Raw genomic sequence first — 26,444 nt, 5'->3', positions numbered from 1 at the left:
ACTTGCCACCAGCCCTTTTCACCCAACGCCCTCCATTCCCCCATTCCAATTTTGACGCATTTTACAATCCAGCCCCTCCATTGGCACCCTCTTTACCCCAACCGCCCCAAAACCCTCACGGCTTTTCACCAACCACACATCCCAGCCATTACAGTTACACGTTTTTACGATTTTGTAAATTCACAGAAAAAAAGCAAACTGCCGATAAACAGCCCCAGCATACTACAAGCCTATTATAAGCCTATTCATTGACATCAGCCTTTTCAAACAGAGATCAGCATAAAATGAAAAAAATAATCCATGCCCTCCTCCCAAGCCGTGAAGCAATGGCATGATCTAAAACTCACATCTCCCCCCATGACATGAGGGCTACACACGCTTTTTCAGCGCTGCATTTAATTGCCGCGTAACCTTGTAATACGATATCAAACGCTTTATAAAAGAAATATACAGTGCCACAATGGGTATTGTTAAGAACAAATCAAAAACACCCCCCAGCAGAATGATCAAAATCAGCGTGTAAGCTGCCGCCATTGCGTAATGCATTTTATTCCCTTCTCTTTATAAATTGATTGATTGGGTTGCTTCAGTCACTTCTTCCAATTGCTGAATCTTCTTTTTCAATCGATGAGTTAAAATTTCACGAAGGATCACAACAACAGGAATCGTTGCAAAAATACATACCGATAAAAAAAACCAGAAAAACAAGAGAATGGCAATATATTCAAATCTGCTCTCATCTATCTCATCGATCCCTTTAAAGAAAATCACATAGACATAAACTTTGAAAAACATAATAATGAAAGAGAGGCATGCGTGGATGATATAATCTTTGCGTGAAAAAGCGAGCCATTTTTTTAACGAATGAGAACTTATCTGTGTTTCTAGTGCTAAGTTTTGCGGCACTCTCTCTTTCCCTTTTCCGCTTTTTTCAAAGAAACAAAAATGCTGCGGCTGTTCTTTCATCAAACGTCTTTGTTTTTTCACTCTGTAATAGAGCCTCAAACGCTTGATTAAAGAATAATAAGGCGCCACAATAATCATATTCACAAAAATAGCAAAAACTGTAACTGCATTTAGAAGAAAACATCCAATTGGCAGAAACAAAATAAAAACCGCGGCCTCACTCCTCATGCGTATAACCTCATTGATTAATCTCCTGCTGCTTTATTTCTTCTTCCAATTTTTGCTTTATTTTTTCCAATTTACGCTCTTTAACGGAGCGCAGCCCCCACAAAATAGGAAGAGGTGTAAGAAGACAAAACCAAATCAACACCGGCAAGAGAAAAATAAAAGAACCAATTCCTTCCCATCTTATCCACTGCAACGGCTGTACCAGAGACTTTGCACCCGCAGGAACTTCTAAAGCCATCATGATAAGACATGTGCAAAACATAGTGAAAAAGGAACGCCCTATTATTTCACAACTCCCCACCCCTTTACGCCTTTCCACTGAAGGCACCGTCAATTTTTTGAATGAAAAGAAAGACTCTCCAAATGGCGCATTTTTCTCCTGCATTGATCCCCTCTGCTTTTACACTTCGCGCTTTTTACGCTCTATTTTTAGGTTTAAGCTCTTTTTAATTTATCTAAACGCCTTATTTTCTCTCAATAATTTTTTTCATCAATCCTAATTTCTACATCCATATATTCTAACTCCCCATCCTTTATGTAAAGAATATGAGGACGATAGTTTTTTCCATCAACTTCACAAATCGCGTCCTTTTCGTAAACGAAATATCCCTGTTGTCTTAATTCTTCTCTTTTTTCCTCGATCAATTTTTCATAAGAATCTCTTCTTCTATTGCACAAACTAGGATCTGAGGCTCTAAAATATTCATAGCTCTCCACCTCCATGGAAAAATCCTTTGCCGCCTGTTGAAGCAAATCGTAACTGGGTTGCTTTGTCTTTTCTACCGCTTGAGCGATTATCATCGCGCGTTCCAGATGCTCCTCTTCGATGCTTGTTTCAAAGCCCAGTTTCTCACCTTCCAGAAAGCTTTTGTGATAAGCGTGTAAGGTTTCAACATCACCCAACAATGCCAAAGCTGCAAGATAGCGCAGCGAATAAGAAGCCAACTGAGGGACCACAACTTTGTTTTCCCAAGGAAGGATACGATATTGAGAGCGAAGCATATTGCCAAGATCAACCTCTGTCATTGCCTTTTCTAAAGCTTTCTCGAGTGCACAGCGTAAATGCTGGGCACTTACCTTTTCTTCAAAAATTTCCAACCCCTTCACATCAAAACTCAATTCGAGAGCAATCAAGCCTCCAGAATTATAAGGGTCTATCGTTTGGCAAGCCGCCGCATGGATACCAGAAACCACCGCAATTGCACAATCAAATCGCGGATACCCCTTCTCAGCATTATAAAGAAACTGCACTTCACGATCTGGTAAATAATAGGTGGCCAAATGATCCCCTTTTCCTTCAATTTCCACCCTCCACCCCAAACTCTTTAAAAGCGCCGTTGCACTTTCCATCGTTAGGATTTCCTCATCAGACAGAGAAAACTCTTTTACCTCAGATGATGATTTAATCATCGGCGTTGCTCCACTAGACGGCTCAAAAGCGATAGGTTGTTCAAGCACGCGGTTGAATTCTTTTGTCACTTGGCAATACAGTCTCACCCGCTTGAAAGTAGAATAATACAATGCCCAAATGAACATCGTGACCACAGCAGAAAGCAGCGTGAAAAGCGTCAAGCCCACACCCCACGAGAGTACAACAATAATATCTATCATTTTAATATCTATCATTTTCTGCCCTCCCTTCACGCGCTGTTTTGTTGAGAAGCGGTTTTGCTCCGCTGCCAGATTTCTTGATCCAACTGCTTGATCTTTTTTTTCAACAAACGCGTAAAAATGATGCGGACCACAAAGGCAACAGGAATAAGCACAAAAAGAAGCGTTGATATAAAACCCAATATTAATGTTAAAATGAACAGAATATAATTCGACCACTCTGTCAAATCCCACTCAAAAAATATAACGAGTGCCACTTTAAAAGCGCTAATAATGAAAGCAATGCAAAAGATGACTTTATAATTTTTGCTTGTCAAAAACGCTTCTTCAAGCGAAAACGACCGTGGCTCTTCGTCCAATGATGCATTTTTTCCATTGCCCCTCATTTTTTATCCCTCATTTGTTTCAATTTTTAAGCCATTTTCATGAACCGAAGCTTTCGTCCTCACAATGAATGAGGGTTCATCAATATCAAGCGCTTGTATCCCTCATCTTTTATAAAGACAATATCAGAGTTGCATTTTTTTCCATTACCTTCAAACATCATGTTTTTATCACGCACAGTGTATCCTCTGTTGTCTTAAGGCTTCTCTTTTCTCGTCGATTAAATGTTCATACAAATATCTTCTTCTATTGCACAAATTTGGGTCTGAGGCTCTAAAATTCTAATCACTGCTCTTTTTATTTTCAGGAAGATAAGCTTCTTTGCAAAGAAGAAGCCAACTGATGCAAAAAAATCGTAACGAAGTTGCTTTGTCTTTATGACGATTTGAACCACCCAAAAAGCCGGCCAAATGGACTTTTTTGATATTTTTTTCAAAGCCCAGCCTCTCACCTTCCATAAAGCTTTTGTGAGAAAGCTATCAAGTGTTAATATCAGCAAGCAATGCCAAAACCCCAAGGGTGCGCAGCAAATAAGAAGTCAACTGAGGGGGGCTACAATTTTCTTTTCCCAAAGAAGGGTGCTCTATTGAAAGCCCAAACACGCGGCCAAGATCAACCTCGTTCCCAGATCAACCTCATTCCCAGATCAACCTCATTCCCAGATCAACCTCAGTCATTGCCCTTATCTAAAGCGTCCTCAAGCACACGGTGTAATCACTGGGCGCTTACCTTTTCCTCAAAAATTTTCAATTCCTTTGCCTTAAAATCCACCCCTTTGCTTCAAAGCTCAGTTGTCAATCTAGCAAAGCCCCAAAATGATAAGGATTAATATTTGGCAAGCTGCAGCATGTATACCAGCGCCTCCCACAATTCCATAATCATATTGCACAAAACCTTTTTCATCCAGAAAGAGAAACTGCCCCTCGCGGTCTCGTAAATAAATAGGTGTCCCCCCCTTTTCTTTCAATTTCTCCCCTCCACCCCAAGCTCTTTAAAAGCACTATTGCACTTTCCATGGAGCAAAACGTCTTGATCAAAAACTTGGACTTTTGGCACGCCTTCTTTATGCGCCTTGCCTCTCCATTTTCTCAGAAAATGGATTTTTCTGCCCCAAACACCACCGCCGCATCTTGTGCTTTAATATAGATTTTTCGCTCTCAATATCGCTTGGTAAGACACATTTTTATACTTGATAAAAAGAAAATAAGTTACAAGATTTTCTCTCTTAAAGAAAACACCAACAGCAAGTAAAACCCAAAAAAAGCCTCTTTTCACTTTGCCCCCGCACCCGCTCAAACAAGAACCCCGCTCAAGCAAAAGCCCCATTCAAGCAAGAGCCCCATTCAAGCAAAAGCCTCAATTCTTTTCAAAACACAGCACAAATATAAAAAAAGCACAAAACGAGAAGTGCACCCCATGCTCCTTAATGAACATATCAAAGGCAAGGCTTATGGCATCCTTTCACTTTGTCACCGCACCCGCTCAAGCAAAAGACCCACTCAAACAAAAGCCTTTCTTCACTTTGTCCCCTCGCTCACTTTCCCCTCATTCACATCGTATAATATGACGAGAGCTTTTTTCTGCTCAACCTCTTCTTCCAATTGCCCTATCATTTTCTTCAACTGACGTGTCACGATAAAACGCATAATAAAAACAATCGGTAAGAATAAAAAAACACAGGCAAGCATCCATGCTAGTGGCTCGAATACAACAAGAGAAACAAAGTCCCTTCCTCTCCATATCTGAACGACAACCGTTATAACTATTGGAGCTGTCACTATGACCGTAGAAATATAAAATATTTTTTTATAGTCTTGCCAAACAAGAGAAAGCTGTTTTTTATCAAACATTCTGCTGCTTTTTTATTTTGGGGAGATCTGTTTTAAGGCAATATCGCGTTCATTAAGCACGCATTTCAGTTCCTTTTTCACGCGACAATAAAGCCGCGCACGCTTGATAAACACGTAATAAATGATAAAAATCGGCACCCATATTAAAACATTTAAAAGCATAAAACACAGGAAAGAAATGGCTATTAATGTTATAAGACTACTCGTCATTTTGTCCCCCTTCCACATTCTGCATACGAATTGCCTGATCGCGTTGTTGTATCGCTTCTTCCAATTGTGGAAGTGTTTTGTTCAATTTTCTCGTTAACTTTATGCACATGATCCCAATGATCGGAGAAAAGAGAAAAATCCCTAACCATAGAAGGCTCAACAGCTGTATAATAAAGGCAACGCTATCATTTTTCCACCATACAAAATTTGCGATAGAGCAAGCAGATTGCAAAACAGAAAAGAGAATAAGGATAAAAAAGATTATTTTACATTCTTTTGAAGAAAAAGGCAGAGATTCTTTGAAGTTAAGAAAGCGCATTTTCGCATCAAGGGTCTTAAATACGAGATTGTGTCTTTTCATTTCTCCCCGATCATTGCGCAATTGTTGTATGGTTTGCTTTTGTTGCGTCGTACTCTTTTTCAAGCCTTGAGCGAGTTTAAAAGATAACTTCATATGCTTGATTAACAAGTAAGGAAGCCTAACAATGACCATAACCATTAAAATGGCAATAACGATGCCCCCTAAAAAAGCCAAATGCTGCATCATAATGCTCCCTTTTTTTCCCTATCGCATTGATGTGAAATCATCATTTTTATCCTCTGCTCAAACAAATGTTTCTAATTCCTTTACTGTTTCTTGCACGCCATACTGAAGGAAACTATGGAGAATTAAAATGACAGGTAAAGAAACAACAATACATACCCAGAACCACAACAGCAGTTTCATGACAAAATCAATAATGTGAAGCACTATAATAGGCACGTAATTGTGCAAAAAAATTGCAGATTTTGGAAGAAACGCTAAAAAAACGACAACACCTGTGCAAAGTGCAACCATAACGAAAGCGATAGAAAAGATCATAAAATAATCTTTTTTTGAGAGAAGCAAAGATTCTTGAAAAGAAAAGGCACTGAACTGTGTTGCAAGAACTGTATTCTGTCCCCTACCCTCTGCCTGATTATGCCTCAAATTCTGCGCTGCACCCTTTTTTAATTTTCGCTGCGTCACCAATAACAAGATTGTCCGTTTTATCAACGAATAATAAAGTGCAACGATTGTCACCATGGTAGAAAGGAATACCATAAAAATTGCAGAACAAATAAAAATTGCCGTCCCTACGGCGATCAACATTCCAATGATTAAAGAAGCGGTCACTTTCCCCTCCTATAGTCTTCTGTCAGAGATTGGTTGTCTAGCTGTTGCTGCTCTGGCAAGGTTTCCCACAGCTTCATCATTTCCTTCACATCCCGTTTAAATATGGCGTTAAAGACAAAAAAGAGCGGAAAAAAACCAAAAAGAAAACAAAAAATCATTTGCGGTAAGAAACATAAAAAAGCCCAAACACTATTCCACCCCGCATCAAGCAAATGCTCGATGATAGGATTTTTAAAAGGATGTGCAAGGCTCTCCTGAATTATTTCCTGAAAACTTTTTTGTTTCGTTTGTCCCAGTGCTTGGAGCTGTTCTTTGGATATAACATGAAAAAATTCCAAAGGCTCCATATAGACAGTCGCGGAAAAAAGCACCAACAAGAGGATAGCCAAACACAAAATGATGACGTAATCGCCTGTTGAAAGCATCATCCATTTTTTGAAAGTTGCCGATTGATCCAACACTGGCTGTGATACGAAAGCCTTATTTCCCTCATGGGCAGATTGGTGTTGTGATTTATCTTCGATCATACGGATACTCCCCCACTTTTAAAATTCCCACTCTTCAAATTTGATAGCACGCCACCAGCGCGGTAAATTCGCTTAGCACTCTTCTCAGAGTAAAGCAAGCACTATAATCTCCCCTATAAATATTTTATTCACGTACCCTATACGCGCTTATACATGACGCGCTTACAAGCCCAAACACCCCTTTTCCTCTCTTTATCGATCACACAAACCCTAAAAGACACCGTTTTACAAAAATCCAACAAATATTTAATCTAAAAAACATCTCATGTGGAAAACTGACATGCCCACCATAAACGACAGTGTTTTCACCGCTTAAATGAAGCCGAGTATATATAAAGCAAAGGATGATGATATTCCTTGCTCATCTCAAAGAATGAAGATTTTAAAACCCACCTCAGTTTGTCAACAATCCCATTGCTCTTAAGTGCACTCCGCCTGCTGAGCACTTATGGGTTCCACTTGCATAAAGCGCTCTACGAACAACTTCTCCCTTAACAAAAGTCCTTCCTTAACATTGGCACCCTAATTTTTAACACTTAATGCGTCAAAAGTTACAATGCCTCATAAACCTTCCTATATCCGCCTCAAATGACAGTATTTTATGGCATAACAAGATGAAAAACATTTTCGCAAGCACTTTGTATCTTGATAATCAACACATCCAAAATGCTGTAAGATTCTCTCATTTCAAATCTATCCCCTGTTGAATCAATCAAATTTATTTGCTTGTACGTAAAAAGTGGGAGAGCCATGCGCAGTGAAATTGTACAATGAAAATGCCTCTTATAAACCGTCTCAAATGCCAAGAGCTTGTAATACATATTGGGGATTGGCAAAATATGCGATGATACCAGCTTACGCTTTTATGAATCCTAAAAATGATGATCCTTAATAAAGTTATATTATCATGAAAGCTTTACCATAGATGCCCTTCTTGAGCCACCGTCGTGAAATGGGCTCGAGCACATGTAAGAGATGTCTCTTAAAAACAAGCGCGTGAATATGCCGCAATAAGTATATTCCGTTTGAGGCATTGTGTATGACGTAAGAGATGTGCCCCTAGAATGTGAGAAACAAGAACGCGATAAACAAAAGCGTGAAGCAATAAGCACGCCCCACAGACCAAACCAAACAACCGATTATCTAAAATGCGCCCACAGCAGCTTTGCAATTTTTCAATTCTCATTTTAAAATTTCTTGATTCAAAAAGCCCCTATTTTAAAATTAAAAAAGAAATGTCTTACACCTCATAGCCCCCACCTTTATAAAAGCATTTCTTATAAACGCCTCTTTTATCAAGCTACCTGCCGCTTATAAAGCTTCTTTGGATATTGCATCCCGTCATTTAACCATTTAAGTGACCACCTCCCTTTTTTATGAAATCCATTAAAACAACAAAATGAAAAAATTTTATCCTCTATAAAAGATTACCGTAAATTGCTTGATCCTCCACAGTTTATTTTGTTATTTTGAACTGATGAACCATATTTTATTTGAAAATATAAGGATCTTATGCTATTATAAGCACATTGAAAAGTTTGTTTTTTTAAGCTCTGTGTCGCTCAAAAAAAGATAAAATCCTCTATAAAGGATAAAGATATATTTTGCAGCTTAATCTACATCAGACATCTTGGTACAGCGCCCAATAAGAAAACCCCAATATACCTCCCAATAACAAAGCTCAACGGATGATAAAAACAATGACTTTTCAAAGGTAAAACTGAAAAGTTTCCACGAAGCGCTCATGAGAAAGAAAGCAAATAATCCTACTAGACAAGACTTCCTATTAGAAAGATAACGACATACCCATAAAACATCATTCTTGTTTATTTATTCACATGTGACAAAAGTTTCTTTTCAACTGTTCCAGAAAGGTTGAGAAATCTTTAGAAAGCAAATAACCCGCTATCCATGAAAAAATAAGCATGATAGGAGCGAGAAATAAGACTGATAGGGATAAGATAAAAATGGTAAAAAACACCTTAAAGATGATTTTTTCGCCCCACACCGTTGCTGTTCTTTGTGCTGAAAGACGCCTTTAGTATCCGTTTCTCCTTTGATCTGCAACGGCTCATATTCCCACAGTATTTGCTCCCACAGTATTTGCTTAAAGTGCTTTTTACATCACTGTCCCCCATCAACAGACAGTTTATTTTTCATTTAAATGGTTAAGTTCATGAAAATACGTAAAAAACGCGGTAGACCGAGAATAACAGGCAAACTCAGAGAGCCCAATGGCCGTATTTCACGTGCCCAAAGCCCCAGCGAATCTGCGCTTCAATCTGCGATTGAAATGCGTGCAAAACACTTTGGTTTAAGCCTTGAAGAAGCGAAAAATCCACTTGTTGGAACCTATATTGGGCGTCTTTGTTTGCTTGGCTATAAAGGGGATTCATCAGGCATCAGTAAGGAGCAATATGACACGGCGCAAAGATACTTGCAAATCAGAAACGACTATTTATGTGCAAAAGGCTTACCAAACGGCTATTATGATGGTTTTACGCACAGCGCATCAGATGAGAAAGCAAAAAAGCAATGGGTTCAAAGAGCAACGAATTGCTATGAAGATATGCAAGAAGCGATTAAAGAAGCACAATATTTGCATCGTCAACACAACTTTCATGCGGCATTACAATATCTTGTTATAGAAGATCAACCGCTGCCTAATCTTGTTGGTTCGTTGCGTATTATTCTTGATGCCCTTTATAAACATTTTGACTGTTCTAGCAAAAAGATCATTGGCTAAAAACACCCATCGTTTTCTCTCCCTCACAGGATAAAGATTCTAAAACCCTCCTTTGTAACATGCCTCTTTGTAACCAGCTCCGTTATAAAGAGACAATCCTTCTTGACAAGTTACACTTGAGATCCACTGGACTTGCCCTTTCATAGAATTCATGGGATTGACGAGCTTAAAGCACACAACAAATAAGCTTTAAAATATCCACCAAGCCCTTAAAAAACGCTTCAACCTGTCAAAGAGACTTATCACCACACCTCAACGATATATCTACCCATGCCTCAAAGGACAATATTTCACGACATATTTCACGACATGGACAAGATAAATATTTCCCCCTCTTCATACAGCAACCTTCTCCCCATCACCCTCCCCTCCCTATTACACCCCCTCCCCATTACCCCTATTGTAACAAACAGCCCTCATCATCCAATTTTCCCCCAATATCGCGATATCCTTAGCTCTTGAGACAATTCATTATCGTCATTGTGCGTCTTTTCTTGTACAATTCTACACAGCTTTCCTGATCTTATGACAGACAAGAGACATGGCTTTGATTGCAGCATAATCTAGATTTCTCATTCAAGATCAATAACGACTAAAACATCATTATAAATCAATATGTTACCATTAAAACACCCCATTGATTTTTTTACAAAATTAAAAGCATCATCCCTTAAACGAAAGAAAAAGCCCCCACCAACAATCTCCTCCATCATCAACAACTTATACCGGTAACCATCCACCCACCACGCCACCGCTAATACGACAGCCAGCATAGCCCCAATCGCCAACACAATCGCGACACCTAAGCTTTACCCCCGCAAAACCTTCCAACCATCGCCTTCCTAATTCCATCAATAAAATACCACGGATTTCAAAACCACAATTCTCTTCTCTCCCTTCACCTTGCTCCCTCCTTTTTCAAAGAAGGAAAAGCATTTATGGTAATCAATACATCTTTATACAGAAACCTTTAGAGCCCCCTATAGCCATTCGAAGAGCCATCACACCTCTAACCACCCACGAGCCCCCATTTAAGTCATCCCCCACGGGAAATCCCCTGCGCAACACCTAAGCTTTGCCCCCGTAACATCTTCCAACCATCGCCTTCCTAATTCCATCAATAAAATACCACGGATTTCAAAACCACAATTCTTCCCTCTCCCTTCACCTTTCCCCCTCCTTTATCAAAGGAGAGAATGTTTTTTGCCGCAATAAAAAAGGGAAAATAATCGTTTTGCTGTTGACAGAATATGAAAAATCGTATTTAATGATAGGTGCGGTAAGGGATTTTTTGCGCCCAGATTTCATCAGAGAATTTTTGCATTATTATAGACTGTTATCAAACGGTGTGTTTCGCTATAATCTTTAAAAGTCTCTTGTTTAAAGGTATCTTTCGTCTTTCTCTGACTGTTTTTCTTCTGCATCATCCAATTTGCATCACCAACAGCCCTATAATTTTGAGATTTTCAAAACAAGCCGTATCCAATAAGGGCTCCCAATAGAACGCCCTAATACAATACCCCAATAAAAATACGGATACAACACATCACAGAAATGATGAGCACTACACGAATATAAAATATGAAAACGACCAGGATATGCTTTCATCGCCTCATTTTTCAAGATGCGAAGGCTTTTTTTCAAAACATTGTTTAGCCAGAATTGAAGAACATAATGTCATCCATTGATTATCAATATGGAAGCTAATATTATGAAGCCACAAGATTCTTCTCTCCCTTATTCCTCACAAACACAAGGAAGGGCAAATGCACCAGAAGGGGCGCGTGCAACTGCATCATTAGACAATCTTGCTGCACATTCAGAACAACAAAGCAGCGAAAAAGAAGGAAATGTCCCGTTCAATCATGAGGAATTAAAAAATATCATTGCTCGTTTAGAAGAAGACATCTCAACTGGCCGTTGGTTTACAACTGATTATGCAAGCATAGATCTTAAACTGATGCCAGCCTTAGTGGAACAAGCAAATCGTAAATATCCTGAAATGCGCCTTCAATTGGTAGCGTCATCTCACGACTTTGCCCTTGCACTAAAAGAAGCCATCGAAAACGGCATTCAATCTTCTAGATTTATCATTCACACAAAGGATAGAGGAATTCATTTTTCAGTGATTGATCATCAAACCATCGATGACAAAACGTCCGTGATATTTTTTGAACCTACAACACTTAACAATATGAGATCAGCAGTGCTAGCATTAAGGACACAACTGGCCCTTAAAGCGCATGAATTGTCTAACTGTTCTTTTGCCATGGCAGAAATGGACATTCAGCGAAGCTCTTCTGAATGTGGAATGTTCAGCTTAAGCCTTGCCAAAAAGCTTTATTCCGCAGCTCAAAAATTAGAACGACTGCACAAAGATAATATTAAGGGTGTGTTATGTGAACCAGATACGCCTTTATCTGCTGAAAAGTTAGATACATATCTTCCAACCACTTTTTATAAACACGTGCAAGGAAGAAGACGTCTTGGGGAATATCTAAAAGCCAATCCGGATGCGGAACATGAAACAGTAAACAAAAAAGGCGAAACTCTGAGAGAGAGATTTGAAAGAAGCTTAAGTTCAGCAGAAGGAAAAACTGTTTCTGTTTCACAACATAGAAAAAGAGCGACGGAATACAAATCTCTGATGATGTAAGATGTAATGAGTGTTTTAGCCATATCCGTATTCCACATCCACAAAGAATGAAGCTCTGCGGCTTTACGGTAAGATATAAATGCTATTAGCAAATCTTCTTTTCCCTTTGAAAGAAGTAACAATGCAAAAAGTGAGCAATTACCTCTTCAAACAAAAGGCAAAACAATAATATTCTATTAAAAGTAGCCCATTTTAAAGCCCGTATTTTAAAACTTTGAACAAACATAAAACACGCAAGTTTTGAAAAGACCTGCCCGCACTTTCTTATAAAGCAGCTGAAAAATGATTTTTTCCTTAATCTTCAAGAAATAAAGGTTCTTTTTCAAAACATTATTTGGTCAAAATATAAAAAATAATATTGCCTCCCGATTATAACCACGGAGGTTCATATTATGAAGCCACAAGATTCAAAAGATACTGCCGCTCATGCCTCACAAATAGCAGAAAGTAACATCGAAAATGAATCCTTAGAAAGCCTTATTGCCCGTTTAGAACAACTCAACGCTCCTCAAAAAGAAGAGAGCACCTTGAGTCAGGAAAAGTTGAAAGCTATTATTACAGACTTAGAAGATGATCTCGTCACCGGCCGTTGGATTAACTCTTATTATGAAAATATAGATATTAGATTGATGCCGGCTCTCGTAGAAAAAGCAAACAGCAAATATCCAGCAATGAATCTCAAATTGGCTCTTACAGCAGAAGAGTTTTCACACGCACTAAAAGAAGTCGTTGAGAGCGACGCAAAATCTGCTCGATTTATAGTAAATTCGGGAAGCAAAATCCACTTTGCAGTCCTTGATTATCAAAAAGTTGATGACAAAATCTCTTTGATTATGCTTGAACCTACAACATTTCAGAATATCACTGCTTGCAAACTAGGGATAAAAATAAATCAAACCCTTCAATGTCTTCAACTGCCTCCTTATTCTTTTACCACGGCAGAAATGGATATTCAGCGAAGCTCTTCTGAATGTGGGATGTTCAGCTTAAGCCTCGCCAAAAAGCTTCATCTTGAATCTGATAAATTAGCAAGATTGCACAAAGATAATGTTAAGGGTGTATTATGTGAACAAAATTCATCTTTATCTGCTGAAAAGTTAGATTCCTATCTTCCCATTAGTTTATACAAACATGCGCAAGGAAGAAAACGTCTAGAACAATATTTAAAAGCCAATCCGGATGCTGAACATGAAACAGTAAACAAAAAAGGTGAAACTCTGAGAGAGAGATTTGAAAAAAACTTAAGAACAACAGAAGGAAAAACTGTTTCTGTTTCCTCCCACCCAAAAAAGGCTCACTGAATACAAATCTTTGATGATGTAATTGAGGTTTTTTCCATATCCATAAAGAACGAGGCTCTGCTGCTTGACGGTGGGGTATAAATTGCTGTTAGCAAATCTTTTTTTCCGTTTGTAAGCAATTAAAGAGTTAAACAGCAAGCAACGTGACCTCTTAAAGACAAAAAGCTGAATACATAAAATATTTTAGGATTTTGGATGTTAAGTAAAAGCACCCGCCTCCTCCTGTAGCTTTTTTCTAAGAGTTGTCCACTTTTATCTCAAGCGCCTCCACATCAGTACCACTTGCCAAAACAACCGCAAACAGCCACTCTCTGTTCCCCACAATCACACCATCCGTTCTCCCCATCTCTCCCCCCTCACAACCACCGCCAAAACAACCGCAATCACCAACACCAATGCTAACACAAATCATTGTGCAACCCTCCAACCCCTGCCGCGCCAACAATGCCTTCTAAGAATTCCATTCACCAACATATATGTCACCCCTCCAACCTCACTTCTCATGCCACCGCTAACACAACCGTAATGCCACCGTAATGCCATTGCGTACATCAACAGCACCAAGTCTCAAAACCAACAACATCTCTCAACGGAAAACACCAGCCCAACCATTATCCCACTTGGACAACCATGACCTCATTCCCTTAAGATGCTACAACTAACCTTTTGATTTCGTTAAATTTTCACGTCTTGTCTGTTTTTGCAGAGTGAAAAATTTCACTTTTAATGTGTCGACCAGCCTCACTTTAAAGTGAGGCTTTATTTTATGGAGAAGCAAATGAGAAAAATATCATCAGCAGGGCTTGCACTCATTAAACAATGGGAAGGATTGCGTTTGAACGCCTATAAAGATGCCATCGGGGTGTGGACAATCGGCTATGGACATATCAGCGCTGCTGGAAAACCGTTCGTTCGCAAGGGCATGACAATCACTGAAAAGCAAGCAGAAGAAGTTCTTTCTCAAGATTTAAGACAATTTGAAAATACCGTTGAAACAAATGTGACGGTTTCCTTAACGGATGAACAATTCGCTGCGCTCGTATCGTTTTGCTATAATATAGGAGCTTCGGCTTTTTGTAATTCGACCCTGCTCAAAAAACTCAATAACGGCGAATATGAAGCCGTCCCTGCTGAATTACAAAAGTGGACCAAAGCAGGAGGAAAGCGTCTTCACGGTCTAGTGCACCGTCGTGCAGCCGAAGCAGGACTATGGGCAAAAGGTGCTTATGTTTCTCCCAACTACCAAACCGTAGAAACGCAAGCACCAATGGGATTTTTCAAAGCAGAAGCGCTTACACCGATTATTGGTTCTTTTTCTGGACTTGGAGGCTTATTGGCAGGCAATGGTCCCATCCAATGGGCATTGGCAGCCATTATGGTTTTAGCCGCCTGTGCAGGCATCTTCTTTGTGGCAAAACGGTTTCGGGAGCAGCGCTTATGATGTGGTGGATGAAAAAAAATCTGATGATAACAGGAGCGGCTCTGACCGCTTTTTTTATCGCTTTAGCAAAAGCTTTCACTCTTGGAAAAAAGATTGAACAACAAAAGCAAATAGAAAAAACACTAAAGTCATCAATAACACGGCTAGAGGTGGAAAATGAAATTAATCAAAAAAGTGATCCTGATGTACGCGCTGCTCTTACTTACTGGTTGCGCGATAAAAACAATAAATGAGCCTTTTTCTTGCGTTGGTTGGATGCCCATTTATTTAGACAAAAAAGATCTCAATACCATCAGTTCAAATCTCGCAAGAGATATTTTAAAGCATAACAAACAAGGGGAAGGCTTGTGTGGGTGGAAACATGGCTAGAAAAAAAACAGAAAAACAAACAGAGCTTACAGAAAAGGAAAAAGAAATCCTACAAGAAATCATCACAACTTATAAAAGTGTAAAAATGATGTCACGTTATACGAAGTGGATTATATTTATCATTTTCCTATTAGCGCTTGATTTCTCACGTATCATAGATGCGTTAGCAAGTATTTTTACACAAAAATCGAATATTCAGCTCTAAAATAAATAAAAAACATGAGACGTGTTAAATCTTTTTTTAAATAAAAAGCCATTCGTTATTTTTTGAAAACACGGAGATTTTATTGATGATTTTTCACGTCTCATGGGAAATTTTTACACACTCTTCAAAAACGCTTTCATGAAATGAATTTAGGAGCATGAAGAGAGATTTTTAACAAACGCGTGAGTCAACAACTTTACTAACATAAGAAAAGGATCATACCAACGCACATTTTCTAAAATAACCTATTGATACTAAAAAATATTTTATACTCTTCACAAATCCCATCGGGAAGATACCATCGCGAAAAAATTTAAAAATATTTAGAGATATTTTTTTAATAATTGCATAAGTAAACAACGCAAAAAGTATTAACTTGCCTAAAATCCCCTTATCTTTACACTTTAAAAAAAAGAGCAATCAGACACCTCCCTACGCATAAATCCCCAATATTTATACCGCCTCTGTTTATAAAAACTCTGTTTATAAAAAAACTGACTATTTGAAAATATTCATGAGAGGCATTTTTATTTTCTTTCAGTATTTCACCCTAGCTCTCTCCACTTGTGAGGTATAAGAAAACGATTGCGATTGTTTCAACATAAGAAAGAATTGAAATGAAAAAATCCACCGCAATAAAAATCTCTTATTCAACATACAAAACAATGAATAATTCTGATCAATAAAAGCGTTGTTCCATTAAAACCCATTAAAAAATATGAAGCAATACATGATTATCATTATTTGCAAGAATGCAATGCTCTTGAAAACCGTAAAACCACATCACATTGATTTATAATTATCATTAAGCACTCTTCAACTTGAATTAAAGCCCTGCATATCGCAGGATTTTCTCATTTCCCAACCTGTTTCCTTTTAAAATAATCCAAACTATGTCGCTTGCACATTACAGTGTATGGGTCAAAACTATACAAGCAAGGCACGCCTCACCGTCTCACGGACCAACGGCTTGTCATAACATTGAGAGCTGGAAAAGTATATGATAACGCAAGCGTATTCTTTTATTAAGCGTAAAGATGATCGTGCCCTATAGTTTTATGCACTTCATGAGAACTTTGCCCTTATACCATTCACGAGTCCATTGCGAAATCGTCCATTGCGAAATCAGTGTGACAAGCAAGATGTCTCTTAAAAACATGTCAATATGCAAAAATATATATTTGGAGACAAATATATTTGCGGCTTTTCTATTTTACGTGAGGGATTTCACAAAAAAAAGATACGCAAGCAACAAAAGTTTGAGGCATCATCTTCATTATTTAATAAGATATTACTATAAATACCTTTAAAAGTCATAAAGCAAAAAGATGATGACAAGACGCGTGCTTATATACCTTTACATTCTTTCTCAATGAGGCTGTCTTTCTATTGCAGAGATTAACCAAACAGAGATATGCTTGTCCCAGTATACAAAAGCCCTTTAACAGAGAAAACCCTTATTTTTTCATACAAAAGCTTGAAATACCAGCATCTTATTCATAAAAAAACAAACAAGACCCAACATGCTCTGTCCAACTTTCTCGCTTCAACTTTCAATGGATACAAACTCTTGCGTTAGTTCATAAAAACCATTCGCCCTTCTAAAGCGCAAACACAGGATTTTTTTAATGGTGCATGCATAAACTTAAAATGAAAAAATAGAACTGTATTAGGAATAAATGACTATAAATCAAATAGTTATATTTTTATCACTAAAATATTTTCAAAAGAAACCACGATCCCCGCACAATAAAAACATCTCATAAATGCAAGAGAAAAAGTCATGAATAAAGAGAGAGATCTATTCACAATAGCGATACATCAACCAATGAAAAATAACAAAATGCTATAAGATCACTATCATAAAAGGAAGAACTGTACGAAACGTGAAAAAGCATTAAAAAAAACGGGCACAGAAGGCCCGTTTCTTTATTACTTCTATGGAATAAGAGCTTAGAAATCCATTCCGCCCATTCCACCCATTCCGCCACCAGGCATTGGAGGCATTGGTGTATCTTTCTTTGGAACTTCAGCAACCATTGCTTCTGTTGTAATCAGAAGGCTAGCAATTGAAGCCGCATTCTGGAGAGCAGAACGCACAACTTTCACTGGATCAACAATTCCCAAAGCAATCAAATCACCAAATTCACCCGTGGCGGTATTGTAACCATAAGTGTCAGCATTATTTTCCAACACTTTGCCCACAATAATCGCGGCTTCTTCACCGGCATTGGTTGCGATTTGACGTGCTGGCGCTTGGAGAGCACGACGAACGATATGAATACCAGCTTCTTGGTCAGGATTACTTCCCTTAACGGTCAACGCATTTGCTGCACGCAACAATGCGGTACCACCACCAGCAACAATACCTTCTTCAACAGCAGCACGTGTTGCATTCAAAGCATCATCAACACGGTCTTTCTTTTCTTTCACTTCAACTTCTGTTGCACCACCCACACGGATAACAGCAACACCACCAGCGAGTTTAGCAAGTCTTTCTTGCAATTTTTCACGGTCATAGTCAGAAGTTGTTTCTTCGATCTGAGCCTTGATTTGATTGACGCGAGCAGTAATTTCAGACTTTTGTCCAGCACCATCAATAATGGTGGTGTTTTCTTTAGAAATATTGACTTTCTTTGCACGTCCAAGCATATCCAAAGTGACATTTTCAAGTTTAATGCCCACATCTTCAGAAATAACCTGTCCGGATGTTAAGATTGCGATATCCTCTAACATTGCTTTACGGCGATCACCAAATCCTGGAGCTTTTACAGCAGCAATTTTCAAACCACCACGCAACTTGTTAACCACGAGCGTTGCCAAAGCTTCACCTTCCACATCTTCAGCGATAATGAGAAGTGGTTTTCCAGATTGCACAACAGCTTCAAGCACAGGAAGAAGAGATTGCAAATTAGACAATTTCTTTTCGTGAATGAGAATGTAAGGATCATCAAGGTCAGCGACCATTTTCTCAGCATTTGTGACAAAATAAGGGGAAAGATACCCACGGTCAAATTGCATACCTTCAACGACTTCTAATTCCGTTTCAGCGGTTTTAGCTTCTTCCACGGTAATGACGCCTTCATTGCCCACTTTTTCCATAGCATCAGCGATCATTTTACCGATTTCAGCAGCGCCATTAGCAGAAATGGTTCCTACTTGTGCAATTTCTGCTGAAGTTTGGATTTTTTTTGCTTTTTTGAAGAGGTTTGCCACCACTTCATCCACAGCAGCATCAATCCCGCGTTTAAGATCCATTGGGTTCATGCCCGCAGCAACAGCTTTAACGCCTTCTTGCACAATAGCTTGTCCTAAAACAGTTGCTGTTGTTGTTCCATCACCAGCGATATCATTGGTTTTAGAAGCAACTTCGCGCAACATTTGTGCACCCATATTTTCGAACTTATCTTCAAGTTCAATTTCCTTTGCAACGGATACACCATCTTTTGTGATGCGAGGCGCACCGAATGATTTATCAATCACCACATTACGACCTTTAGGGCCGAGTGTCACCTTAACAGCATTAGCAAGGATGTCGACACCGCGCAACAAACGCTCACGCGCTTCACGGCCAAATTTGACTTCTTTAGCAGCCATTTAATTTCTCCTTGGAGTTTTCTCAAAATAGTACACAATGAAAAACTAAGTGCTTCAATTAGCCCATAATTCCCATAATGTCAGATTCTTTCATGATGAGGAGATCTTCCCCATTAATCTTGACTTCAGTTCCAGACCATTTTCCAAAGAGGATACGGTCTCCTGTTTTAACTTCTAAAGGCACGCGCTTTCCGTTATCATCGAGAGCGCCATTGCCAACAGCAATCACTTCGCCTTCTTGGGGTTTTTCTTTTGCTGTATCAGGGATGATAATCCCACCAGCCGTTTTATTTTCAGATTCAACCCGACGGACAACGACACGATCGTGAAGTGGGCGGAATTGTATATTAGCCATGTTTTAAATCCTTAAAACTGAACATAATTGCATTAATCTTAAAAGTTCTTGCTAGCACTCATAGCTTGAGAGTGCTAGTATGAGTTAGATATAAAATCGGCATCTCTTAATGTCAAGAATAGCCATAAAAATAATTTCTCTAAATGAAGCTTCAAAGTCTTGCCTCTTATTGCACTTTCGCGTTATCTATCTTTTTGAGAACCCGTGAACAAAAAAGGATCTTATCATGGTTGAAACACGTCAGGAAACGGATAGCTTTGGAACGATTGCGGTACGTCAAGATCGTTATTGGGGCGCACAAACTGAACGTTCTCTGCATAATTTTAATATTGGTAGTGAAAAGCAGCCTCTTGCCATCATCTATGCCTTAGCCCTTATCAAAAAGGCTGCAGCTGTTGTAAATATGGACAAAGGAAAACTACCAGAAAATATTGGAAAAGCAATTATTGCCGCCGCCGATGAAGTGCTTGCCGGCGATTTTGATACGCATTTTCCACTCTCCGTCTGGCAAACAGGTTCTGGCACACAAAGCAATATGAATGTCAATGAAGTCATTGCTAATCGTGCCAGTAAGATTTTGGGAGGAAAACTTGGAAGCAAAAAACCAGTTCATCCCAATGACCATGTCAATATGAGTCAATCATCGAACGATTCCTTTCCCACAGCGCTTCACATTGCCACCACGTTGCAAACACGCCAACACTTACTACCAATCCTTGAAGCTCTTATTGCTACATTAAAACAAAAAGAGCAAGAATTTGCAGACATCATTAAAATCGGCCGCACCCATACCCAAGATGCAACGCCTTTAACCCTAGGGCAAGAATTTTCAGGCTATCGTGCCGCATTAGAAGCCAATCTTCAGCGCATTGAAAATGCTCTAACCGATGTCCACATGCTTGCTCAAGGTGGCACAGCTGTTGGCACAGGGCTGAATGCACCAAAAGGTTTTGACATTGCTTTTGCAAAAACAGTGAGCGCTTTCACAGGAATAACGTTCCAAACTGCCAGCAATAAATTTGAAGCACTCGCCCATCATGGCGCCCTTGCGCATTTCCACGGAAGCTTGAATGCTCTTGCTGCTGATCTGTTTAAAATTGCAAATGACATTCGGTTTTTAGGCTCTGGTCCACGTTCCGGTTTAGGGGAACTCAGTCTTCCTGAAAATGAACCCGGATCTTCTATTATGCCCGGCAAAGTTAACCCCACGCAATGTGAAGCCTTAACCATGGTCGCATGTCAAGTTTTTGGTAATCACACCAGCGTAACCTTTGCCGCAAGTCAAGGACATTTTGAACTCAACGTTTATAAACCTGTTATTGGCTATAACGTTTTACAATCAATTACCCTTCTTGGTGATTGCATGCGCTCTTTCGATATGCATTGCATTCAAGGATTACGAGCCAATCGCGTTCATATTCACTCGCTCATGGAGCGCTCACTCATGTTAGTCACAGCTCTTGCACCAGAAATTGGCTATGAAAAAGCTGCTGAAATTGCCAAAGCAGCGCATAAACACGATACAACTTTGCGCACCGAAGCATTAAAAGCTGGCGTTTCTATAGAGGATTATGACCGATTAGTTGATCCCAAAAAGATGATTGCTCCCCAATAAACAACCCACTAAAAAAGATGTAAACGTCTTAAAACAAATCTTTCTGTCAAAAGATCGGGGTGTAAGCACACACCCCGATGATGACCGATAACGATTACCCACAGCGTTCATTTTAGGCTCTGGTCCACATTTATGCTATGAGTGGTTTTGTTGCTTATGTTGCTTATATTGTACTTAAAAGGCACAACGGCTTTGGAAAGGAATATCCGGTTTTGGAAAGAAGTGGATAGTCATGGCTCAACACCCAATGGCTATACTGGCAGAAAGTGATTTAAATGGATATGATCTTAAAGTGTTTTTCATTCTAGCTTCGCATCTTGATTTTGACAATCTATTAGCTATTAACCAAACAGAATGAGCTCAAAAAATCGGTATTAATAGGCATAATTTCAATCGAAATATAAAAGATTAATGAATTCATAGTAGTTACGCTTTACAATGTTATCATTATTGATACATTCTGTAGGTAGCTCTTATCTCAATGAGATGATGTATTGATTTATAATGATCATCTAGCGTTATCCATATTGAATGAGAATTCTGAATACCATAGAATTTTCCCGTTTTAAATCTGTCCTATGTTGAATCAATCAAAATCACTCACTTGCACATCACAAGCGAGATAAATGTGTGGCGAAGTGAATGTGTGGATAGAAATTGTATAAGATAAGAAAGGACTAAACACGCCTCTAATGAACCGCCTCAAGTGCCATGAACTGTCACAACATTGTGGAGAAGTCTGTCACAACAGCCACGGGCTGGCAAATATAATGATGATGCCGGCTTGCTTCTTTATGAAACGTGAAGATAGAAGTGCTCAATGGCTTTATCGTTATACCATTCACGAGCCACCATCGTGAAGTGGGTCTGGGAGCATTTTTATAAAGCGTGAAGATAGGGGTGCTCAATAGAGGAACAGCTGTTGGAAAAAAACTCAATGCACCGAAAGGTTTTGGCCTTTGCTGAAACAATCAGCTCTCTGACGGGGATATCCTTGACAACTCGCAAGAAATTTGAGGCATTTACCCATCATAGCGCCCTCACCTATTTCCGTAAAAACCTAAGTGTACGCGCTAATCTCTTTAAAGTTAATCTCTTAAAAATCACCAACGACATTCAGTTTTTAGGCTCTCATCCACGTTCCGGCTTTAAGCGAACGAAAAGGAGAATTTATCGTTTTACATGGCGCATGAGAAACCTCATGAAACTTTAAATTCTCGCACTTTTCTCCTTCTTATTCTTCGTATTCCATTCAAGCAATAAAAACTATTCGCAATCAAAACTATTCGCTTGGATTGTCATAAGCAAAAGTGGCATATAGATAAAAAAAGAAATAAAGAAATAAAGTCGCTCATCCTCTCAAGTGCTCAAAAGGCTATCGCAATACAAAGCTACGCAATATCAGAAACGAGAAAAGAATATGATAGTGCCAATACGCATTTTGCCACTAATTGAATATTAAGTACAATGATATCAATCATAGTGGATAATATATTTAACACTGAGTAGCAAAGAGTGTTTTTAATATATATAAAATAATGTTTTTTTAAACAAATAAAAAGCTCGTTTACTATACTATAATTTTTTCTAAAACAAAGAGAACTCTGAAGAGGGTGTATATAAAAAATACTGAAAAATCAATACAAAAGCGGGATAATAGCATGAAAGAAAGTTTTAAGAACGCTTAAATATGGGTAATTATAGATTTTTTGAGTATTTTAATTTTCATAATGATATTAAATATAGATTTCTTTAACCAATTTGTATATAATACACTTTGTATTCGAAATAAACTGGGGACGTTTTTATGAAAACAAAATGTTTAATTGCACTATCTATTTTCACTTTCATTACCGCTTCAACAGCGCAAGCAGCAGATACGGTAATCTTTGAGCAATCAAAACCGAAGGTTTCATTGCAAAATGATTCATCGTCACGTATTTCACCGGTTACTGTTTCTGCGCCTTTTTCTTGGTCTGGTTTTTATTTTGGAGGACAAATTGGATATTTTTCCAGTAAAAATATTCTAGATTACGCACAAGAAGCCAGGGATGGAAAATGGGCTTGGGTTGATAGAAACTTATCACCGAAACCATCAGGATTGAGAGCAGGTTTGTATGCAGGTTCTAATATTGATCTGGGAGATGACCTTGTTTTCGGTTTTGATACGGACATAGTCTGGTCTGGAAAGAAAAGCACCCAAACAGACAATGGAAAGAAAATTCTAAATGAATTAGACTCCATTAACATTGCCTTTAAAGAAGCTGGGATTCCTATCATAAAACCTGCAGCTCAGGATGAAACAATCCCCAACTATGGTGACATTGTTGTCAGCAGTGTAACATTAAAAGAAACATGGTCTGGTGCTGCGCGTGCGCGTATTGGTTTTGCTTCCCATCGTCTTATGCCTTATATTGCAGGGGGTGTAGCCTATACACAGATGCAATATATCATGTCACTTTTATCAAAATCGCAAGAAGATTCGACAATTTTTGCTTCTGGCGATGTGTTAGATAAGACAAAAACAATGCTTGGTTACACTATTGGTGGTGGTTTTGACCTTGCAATGACAGATAATATCATCATGCGTACAGAATATCGTTATTCAGATTTTTTTAAAAAGAAATTTGCAAACGATGACCTTAAAATCTCTTCTCAAACGCATGATTTTCGCTTTGGTATCGCTTATAAATTCTAAGTTTTGTAGAAAAATTGAACTATTAAAAACCCCTGTTAAAAACGGGGTTTTTTTTATGCCTCTTTCCCCCCTAAAAAGACCTAGATTCTAAAAACTAGGACTAAACTGTAAACAAATAGTCATGAAACAATAAAGCCTCTCCTCTTTTAAAGCAAGCTCCTATCCTCTCACCCTTCCATGTAATGCATTTGGAATATAAAAGCTTTACCACCATACCACTGAGCACCATCATAAAATAAATGAGAGCAGTTATTAAGAGATATTTCTTTAATATAAATATGGATATTGTGCATCAATTGCAGTTTTATAGGGTGATGTTAACTTGGCCTCCCCACTCTCGAAGGATCAAGATTCTAAAAACCCATTTCTAAAATCATATCCGTTTGTAAGAACACAACAACTCTTGGGGACTCTTGGGGCGGGCTCCTCTTGGCACCTCCCCGTGGAATGCCCTTAAACCTAAAGTAAAACAAACACTCTTAAGAATATCCAACACACACTGAAAAAAATACTGCAACCTTTCAAGGAAGTTTACAGACCCTATATGACCACACTTCAAATGACAGTGTTTTACAGCTATTGCATACCAAAGTAGAGAGAGGATATTGCGGTTCTCTGTTTATATAATTTCTGTAACGGAGAGACAGCTTCATTTGGGGAGAATATGAAATTGTCAAGGCAAAAACCAGTTTCCAACCTTACCATTTCCTTTTACTTCGGTTTTACGACTTTCAAAAACCTCTAAAGCCCTATCTTTTAAGCCTCTACAGCTCTGTCTTTTAAAGAAAGGAGTTTACGCATTGCCTCATGCTTGTATTTCTCACGGACCTTTTTGGCGATCACGCCCCTCATGTCATACGACAGCGCTCCAAACCAAACACATTCAAATCTCAAACACGCTCAAATCCCAAATACATTCAAATCAAAAACACTTTGGTTGCTAATTCACATGCGTGTTTTAAAGAAACATCTCTCAAAACCCTCAAGCCCATTTTGCGACAGCACCTACAAGAATATAAAATCTATAAAGCCTCTAAAACACAATCTTTTAAGCCTCTAAAACTCTGTCTTTTAAAGAGTGGAGATTACGCATTGCCTCATGTTTTTGTTTCTCACATATCTTTTTGGATCACGCCCCTCATGTCATACGACAGCGCTCCAAACCAAACACATTCAAATCTCAAACACGCTCAAATCCCAAATACATTCAAATCCCAAATACATTCAAATCAAAAACACTTTGGTTGCTAATTCACATGCGTGTTTTAAAGAAACATCTCTCAAAACCCTCAAGCCCATTTTGCGACAGCACCCACAAGAATATAAAATCTATAGAGCACCATCTTTACACTTCATAAAAGTGCAAGATAAAAGTACAAGCTGGCACCATCCATCATACACTCCTACCCCCCAATGATGCCCTTGAAACGGTTTATTAAGAGGCATTTTTATTCATTTTTTGTAAAATTTCATTCCACAATAGCGCATCCAGCTTGCAATGTACAAGAGACATGATTTTGGTCAATTTAAAATAAACAGACTTAAAATGAGAGAATCCTATGGTATTCGAGGTTTTTCATTCAACATGCAAAACATTGAACACTGTTTATCAATTCCACATGTTTTATAAATCAACACGATGCGCCATAACAGGATAAAGGAAAATATTTATGAAGTGGTGCGGGTGGTCGGACTCGAACCGACACTCCTCTCGGAACCAGATTTTGAGTCTGGCGCGTCTACCAGTTCCACCACACCCGCACATTGCTATAAAAGACAGGACTATAAGAGACAGACTTGTCGATTATTCTTTTGCACTATATGAAGAAGCACAGATTCGTCAACAGAAGACTTCTCATTTTTTAAGAATTCATATCATTTTCTTATCTGTTTTATGAAATATTTTCTTTATTGGATTTCTCTACCGGATTTATAACAATCTCATTTGTAAAGTCTTTACCTCTTAAATTTATAGAAAGCCTCATGATATTAAACAAATTAAAGCTTTGGACGATTTCTTTAGCAAATCGGCGTACAGCACCACACTGGCTTGGTTTCATTGCCTTTATTGAAAGTTCTGTTTTTCCAATTCCGATAGATGTTTTATATATTCCGATGCTGCTTATCCATCAAAAGCGGGTTTATTACTATGCTTTGATTGCGACTATCTGTTCTGTATTAGGAGGCATTGCCGGTTGGTTTATCGGACATTTTGCCTATGATACTCTTGCCAAACCCATTTTAGAAATTTACGGTAAGGTTGAAAGTTTTGAATCTCTGAAAAATAGTGCAACCCTGCAATTTCTAGTCATTTTACTGATAACATCAGGTTTTTTTCATCTTCCCCCCATCAAGATTGTCACAATTTTGGCCGGTGTAATGAGTGTACACCTTGAACTTTTCATTCTTATTTGTATTTTTTCTAGAGGCGCTCGTTTTTATCTTCTCGCATGGCTGATTAAACATTTTGGACAAAAAGCAATGAATTTTCTAGTACAGCATTTCAAATGGATTATTCTCATTGGTTGTGTTAGTCTCGTTTTAATTTATGGGATTTTCATAGCTTTTTTAAACAAAAAGCTTTTATAA

At 38.5% G+C, this 26,444-nt stretch carries 24 protein-coding genes, 1 tRNA gene and 2 pseudogenes; 12 read left to right on the top strand and 15 right to left on the bottom strand.

All coding sequences use genetic code 11. The features are described from left to right. Positions 1–561: 561 nt before the first annotated feature. The 10 genes from ACFIKG_RS03560 to ACFIKG_RS03515 form a co-directional block, all read right to left on the bottom strand. Positions 562–1,134 carry a hypothetical protein gene (locus ACFIKG_RS03560; protein ID WP_375651781.1) on the bottom strand — a complete coding sequence of 191 codons (573 nt, stop codon included), beginning with the start codon at positions 1,132–1,134 and terminating at the stop codon, positions 562–564. Between the two features lie 10 nt (positions 1,135–1,144). Further along, on the bottom strand, positions 1,145–1,519 hold the full coding sequence (locus ACFIKG_RS03555; RefSeq protein ID WP_375626432.1) for a hypothetical protein: 375 nt from the start codon (positions 1,517–1,519) through the stop codon (positions 1,145–1,147). 89 nt (positions 1,520–1,608) lie between these two features. Next, on the bottom strand, positions 1,609–2,760 hold the full coding sequence (locus tag ACFIKG_RS03550) for a DUF6990 domain-containing protein (protein WP_375651780.1): 1,152 nt from the start codon (positions 2,758–2,760) through the stop codon (positions 1,609–1,611). 14 nt (positions 2,761–2,774) lie between these two features. Next, complete coding sequence (locus tag ACFIKG_RS03545; protein WP_375626436.1) at positions 2,775–3,131, bottom strand: hypothetical protein; 357 nt, start codon at positions 3,129–3,131, stop codon at positions 2,775–2,777. 797 nt (positions 3,132–3,928) lie between these two features. After that, entirely contained in the window at positions 3,929–4,096 is a 168-nt protein-coding gene (locus ACFIKG_RS03540) for a hypothetical protein (RefSeq protein ID WP_375651779.1), read from the bottom strand. Between the two features lie 550 nt (positions 4,097–4,646). Then, positions 4,647–4,979, bottom strand: coding sequence for a hypothetical protein (locus ACFIKG_RS03535; RefSeq protein WP_375626439.1), 333 nt, complete (start codon positions 4,977–4,979; stop codon positions 4,647–4,649). 199 nt (positions 4,980–5,178) lie between these two features. Further along, the gene (locus ACFIKG_RS03530) at positions 5,179–5,736 is read right to left on the bottom strand and encodes a hypothetical protein (RefSeq protein ID WP_375651778.1); all 558 of its coding nucleotides are present in this window, start codon (positions 5,734–5,736) and stop codon (positions 5,179–5,181) included. Between the two features lie 57 nt (positions 5,737–5,793). Next, complete coding sequence (locus ACFIKG_RS03525) at positions 5,794–6,345, bottom strand: hypothetical protein (protein WP_375649028.1); 552 nt, start codon at positions 6,343–6,345, stop codon at positions 5,794–5,796. Continuing rightward, entirely contained in the window at positions 6,342–6,872 is a 531-nt protein-coding gene (locus tag ACFIKG_RS03520; protein ID WP_375651777.1) for a hypothetical protein, read from the bottom strand. Before ACFIKG_RS03520 ends, ACFIKG_RS03525 begins: the two co-directional genes overlap by 4 nt. A gap of 982 nt (positions 6,873–7,854) precedes the next feature. Beyond that, positions 7,855–8,058: a hypothetical protein gene (locus ACFIKG_RS03515; protein WP_273788516.1), complete on the bottom strand. Its 204-nt coding sequence runs from the start codon at positions 8,056–8,058 to the stop codon at positions 7,855–7,857. Between the two features lie 990 nt (positions 8,059–9,048). On the opposite strand from ACFIKG_RS03515, the gene ACFIKG_RS03510 reads away from it, so the two are divergent. Continuing rightward, entirely contained in the window at positions 9,049–9,618 is a 570-nt protein-coding gene (locus tag ACFIKG_RS03510) for a hypothetical protein (RefSeq protein WP_375651776.1), read from the top strand. Positions 9,619–10,190: 572 nt separating this feature from the next. Here ACFIKG_RS03510 and ACFIKG_RS03505 read toward each other — a convergent pair. Beyond that, entirely contained in the window at positions 10,191–10,409 is a 219-nt protein-coding gene (locus ACFIKG_RS03505) for a hypothetical protein (protein ID WP_375651775.1), read from the bottom strand. 920 nt (positions 10,410–11,329) lie between these two features. Here ACFIKG_RS03505 and ACFIKG_RS03500 point away from each other — a divergent pair. After that, the gene (locus tag ACFIKG_RS03500) at positions 11,330–12,274 is read left to right on the top strand and encodes a YopJ/AvrA family T3SS effector serine/threonine acetyltransferase (RefSeq protein WP_375651774.1); all 945 of its coding nucleotides are present in this window, start codon (positions 11,330–11,332) and stop codon (positions 12,272–12,274) included. Between the two features lie 392 nt (positions 12,275–12,666). After that, positions 12,667–13,597: pseudogene (locus ACFIKG_RS03495) on the top strand (YopJ/AvrA family T3SS effector serine/threonine acetyltransferase). A 213-nt stretch (positions 13,598–13,810) separates the two neighbouring features. Here the strand turns inward: ACFIKG_RS03495 and ACFIKG_RS03490 are convergent. After that, positions 13,811–13,987 (bottom strand): hypothetical protein, encoded by a 177-nt coding sequence (locus tag ACFIKG_RS03490; RefSeq protein WP_375651773.1) that lies wholly within the window; start codon positions 13,985–13,987, stop codon positions 13,811–13,813. 366 nt (positions 13,988–14,353) lie between these two features. Here ACFIKG_RS03490 and ACFIKG_RS03485 point away from each other — a divergent pair, with 366 nt between their 5' ends. From ACFIKG_RS03485 to ACFIKG_RS03470, 4 genes are read left to right on the top strand one after another with little or no spacing between them, the layout of a single operon-like run. Further along, on the top strand, positions 14,354–15,016 hold the full coding sequence (locus tag ACFIKG_RS03485; RefSeq protein ID WP_375651772.1) for a lysozyme: 663 nt from the start codon (positions 14,354–14,356) through the stop codon (positions 15,014–15,016). Continuing rightward, the gene (locus ACFIKG_RS03480; protein WP_375625313.1) at positions 15,013–15,249 is read left to right on the top strand and encodes a hypothetical protein; all 237 of its coding nucleotides are present in this window, start codon (positions 15,013–15,015) and stop codon (positions 15,247–15,249) included. The genes ACFIKG_RS03485 and ACFIKG_RS03480 overlap by 4 nt, the downstream gene beginning before the upstream one ends. Beyond that, the gene (locus ACFIKG_RS03475) at positions 15,173–15,385 is read left to right on the top strand and encodes a hypothetical protein (protein WP_375623746.1); all 213 of its coding nucleotides are present in this window, start codon (positions 15,173–15,175) and stop codon (positions 15,383–15,385) included. Before ACFIKG_RS03480 ends, ACFIKG_RS03475 begins: the two co-directional genes overlap by 77 nt. Continuing rightward, a complete protein-coding gene (locus ACFIKG_RS03470) occupies positions 15,378–15,590 on the top strand; it encodes a hypothetical protein (RefSeq protein ID WP_375625312.1) in 213 nt (70 codons plus the stop codon). Before ACFIKG_RS03475 ends, ACFIKG_RS03470 begins: the two co-directional genes overlap by 8 nt. A gap of 1,953 nt (positions 15,591–17,543) precedes the next feature. Here ACFIKG_RS03470 and groL read toward each other — a convergent pair. Together groL and groES are read right to left on the bottom strand one after the other, a co-directional pair. Next, positions 17,544–19,187: a chaperonin GroEL gene (gene groL / locus ACFIKG_RS03465; protein ID WP_015856904.1), complete on the bottom strand. Its 1,644-nt coding sequence runs from the start codon at positions 19,185–19,187 to the stop codon at positions 17,544–17,546. Positions 19,188–19,245: 58 nt separating this feature from the next. Then, entirely contained in the window at positions 19,246–19,542 is a 297-nt protein-coding gene (groES, locus tag ACFIKG_RS03460) for a co-chaperone GroES (RefSeq protein ID WP_005774667.1), read from the bottom strand. Positions 19,543–19,768: 226 nt separating this feature from the next. Between groES and fumC the strand changes: the two genes are divergently transcribed. The 4 genes and pseudogenes from fumC (at position 19,769) to ACFIKG_RS03440 (ending at position 23,855) form a co-directional block, all read left to right on the top strand. Further along, positions 19,769–21,157 (top strand): class II fumarate hydratase, encoded by a 1,389-nt coding sequence (fumC, locus tag ACFIKG_RS03455; protein ID WP_375626454.1) that lies wholly within the window; start codon positions 19,769–19,771, stop codon positions 21,155–21,157. Between the two features lie 232 nt (positions 21,158–21,389). Then, positions 21,390–21,515: a hypothetical protein gene (locus tag ACFIKG_RS03450; RefSeq protein ID WP_375651771.1), complete on the top strand. Its 126-nt coding sequence runs from the start codon at positions 21,390–21,392 to the stop codon at positions 21,513–21,515. A gap of 554 nt (positions 21,516–22,069) precedes the next feature. After that, positions 22,070–22,304: pseudogene (locus ACFIKG_RS03445) on the top strand (lyase family protein); the annotation flags it as partial. A gap of 660 nt (positions 22,305–22,964) precedes the next feature. Continuing rightward, positions 22,965–23,855, top strand: coding sequence for an outer membrane protein (locus tag ACFIKG_RS03440; protein WP_375651770.1), 891 nt, complete (start codon positions 22,965–22,967; stop codon positions 23,853–23,855). Between the two features lie 1,676 nt (positions 23,856–25,531). Here ACFIKG_RS03440 and ACFIKG_RS03435 read toward each other — a convergent pair. Beyond that, positions 25,532–25,616: transfer RNA gene (locus ACFIKG_RS03435), tRNA-Leu, on the bottom strand. A gap of 222 nt (positions 25,617–25,838) precedes the next feature. On the opposite strand from ACFIKG_RS03435, the gene ACFIKG_RS03430 reads away from it, so the two are divergent. Next, complete coding sequence (locus ACFIKG_RS03430; RefSeq protein ID WP_375625309.1) at positions 25,839–26,444, top strand: YqaA family protein; 606 nt, start codon at positions 25,839–25,841, stop codon at positions 26,442–26,444.

This window comes from Bartonella sp. LB28NMGDW (assembly GCF_042194435.1).
GTDB classification, from domain to species: domain Bacteria; phylum Pseudomonadota; class Alphaproteobacteria; order Rhizobiales; family Rhizobiaceae; genus Bartonella; species Bartonella grahamii.
The sequence above is the reverse complement of the archived record's forward strand: the minus strand, read 5'-3'. Positions and strand labels throughout refer to the sequence as shown.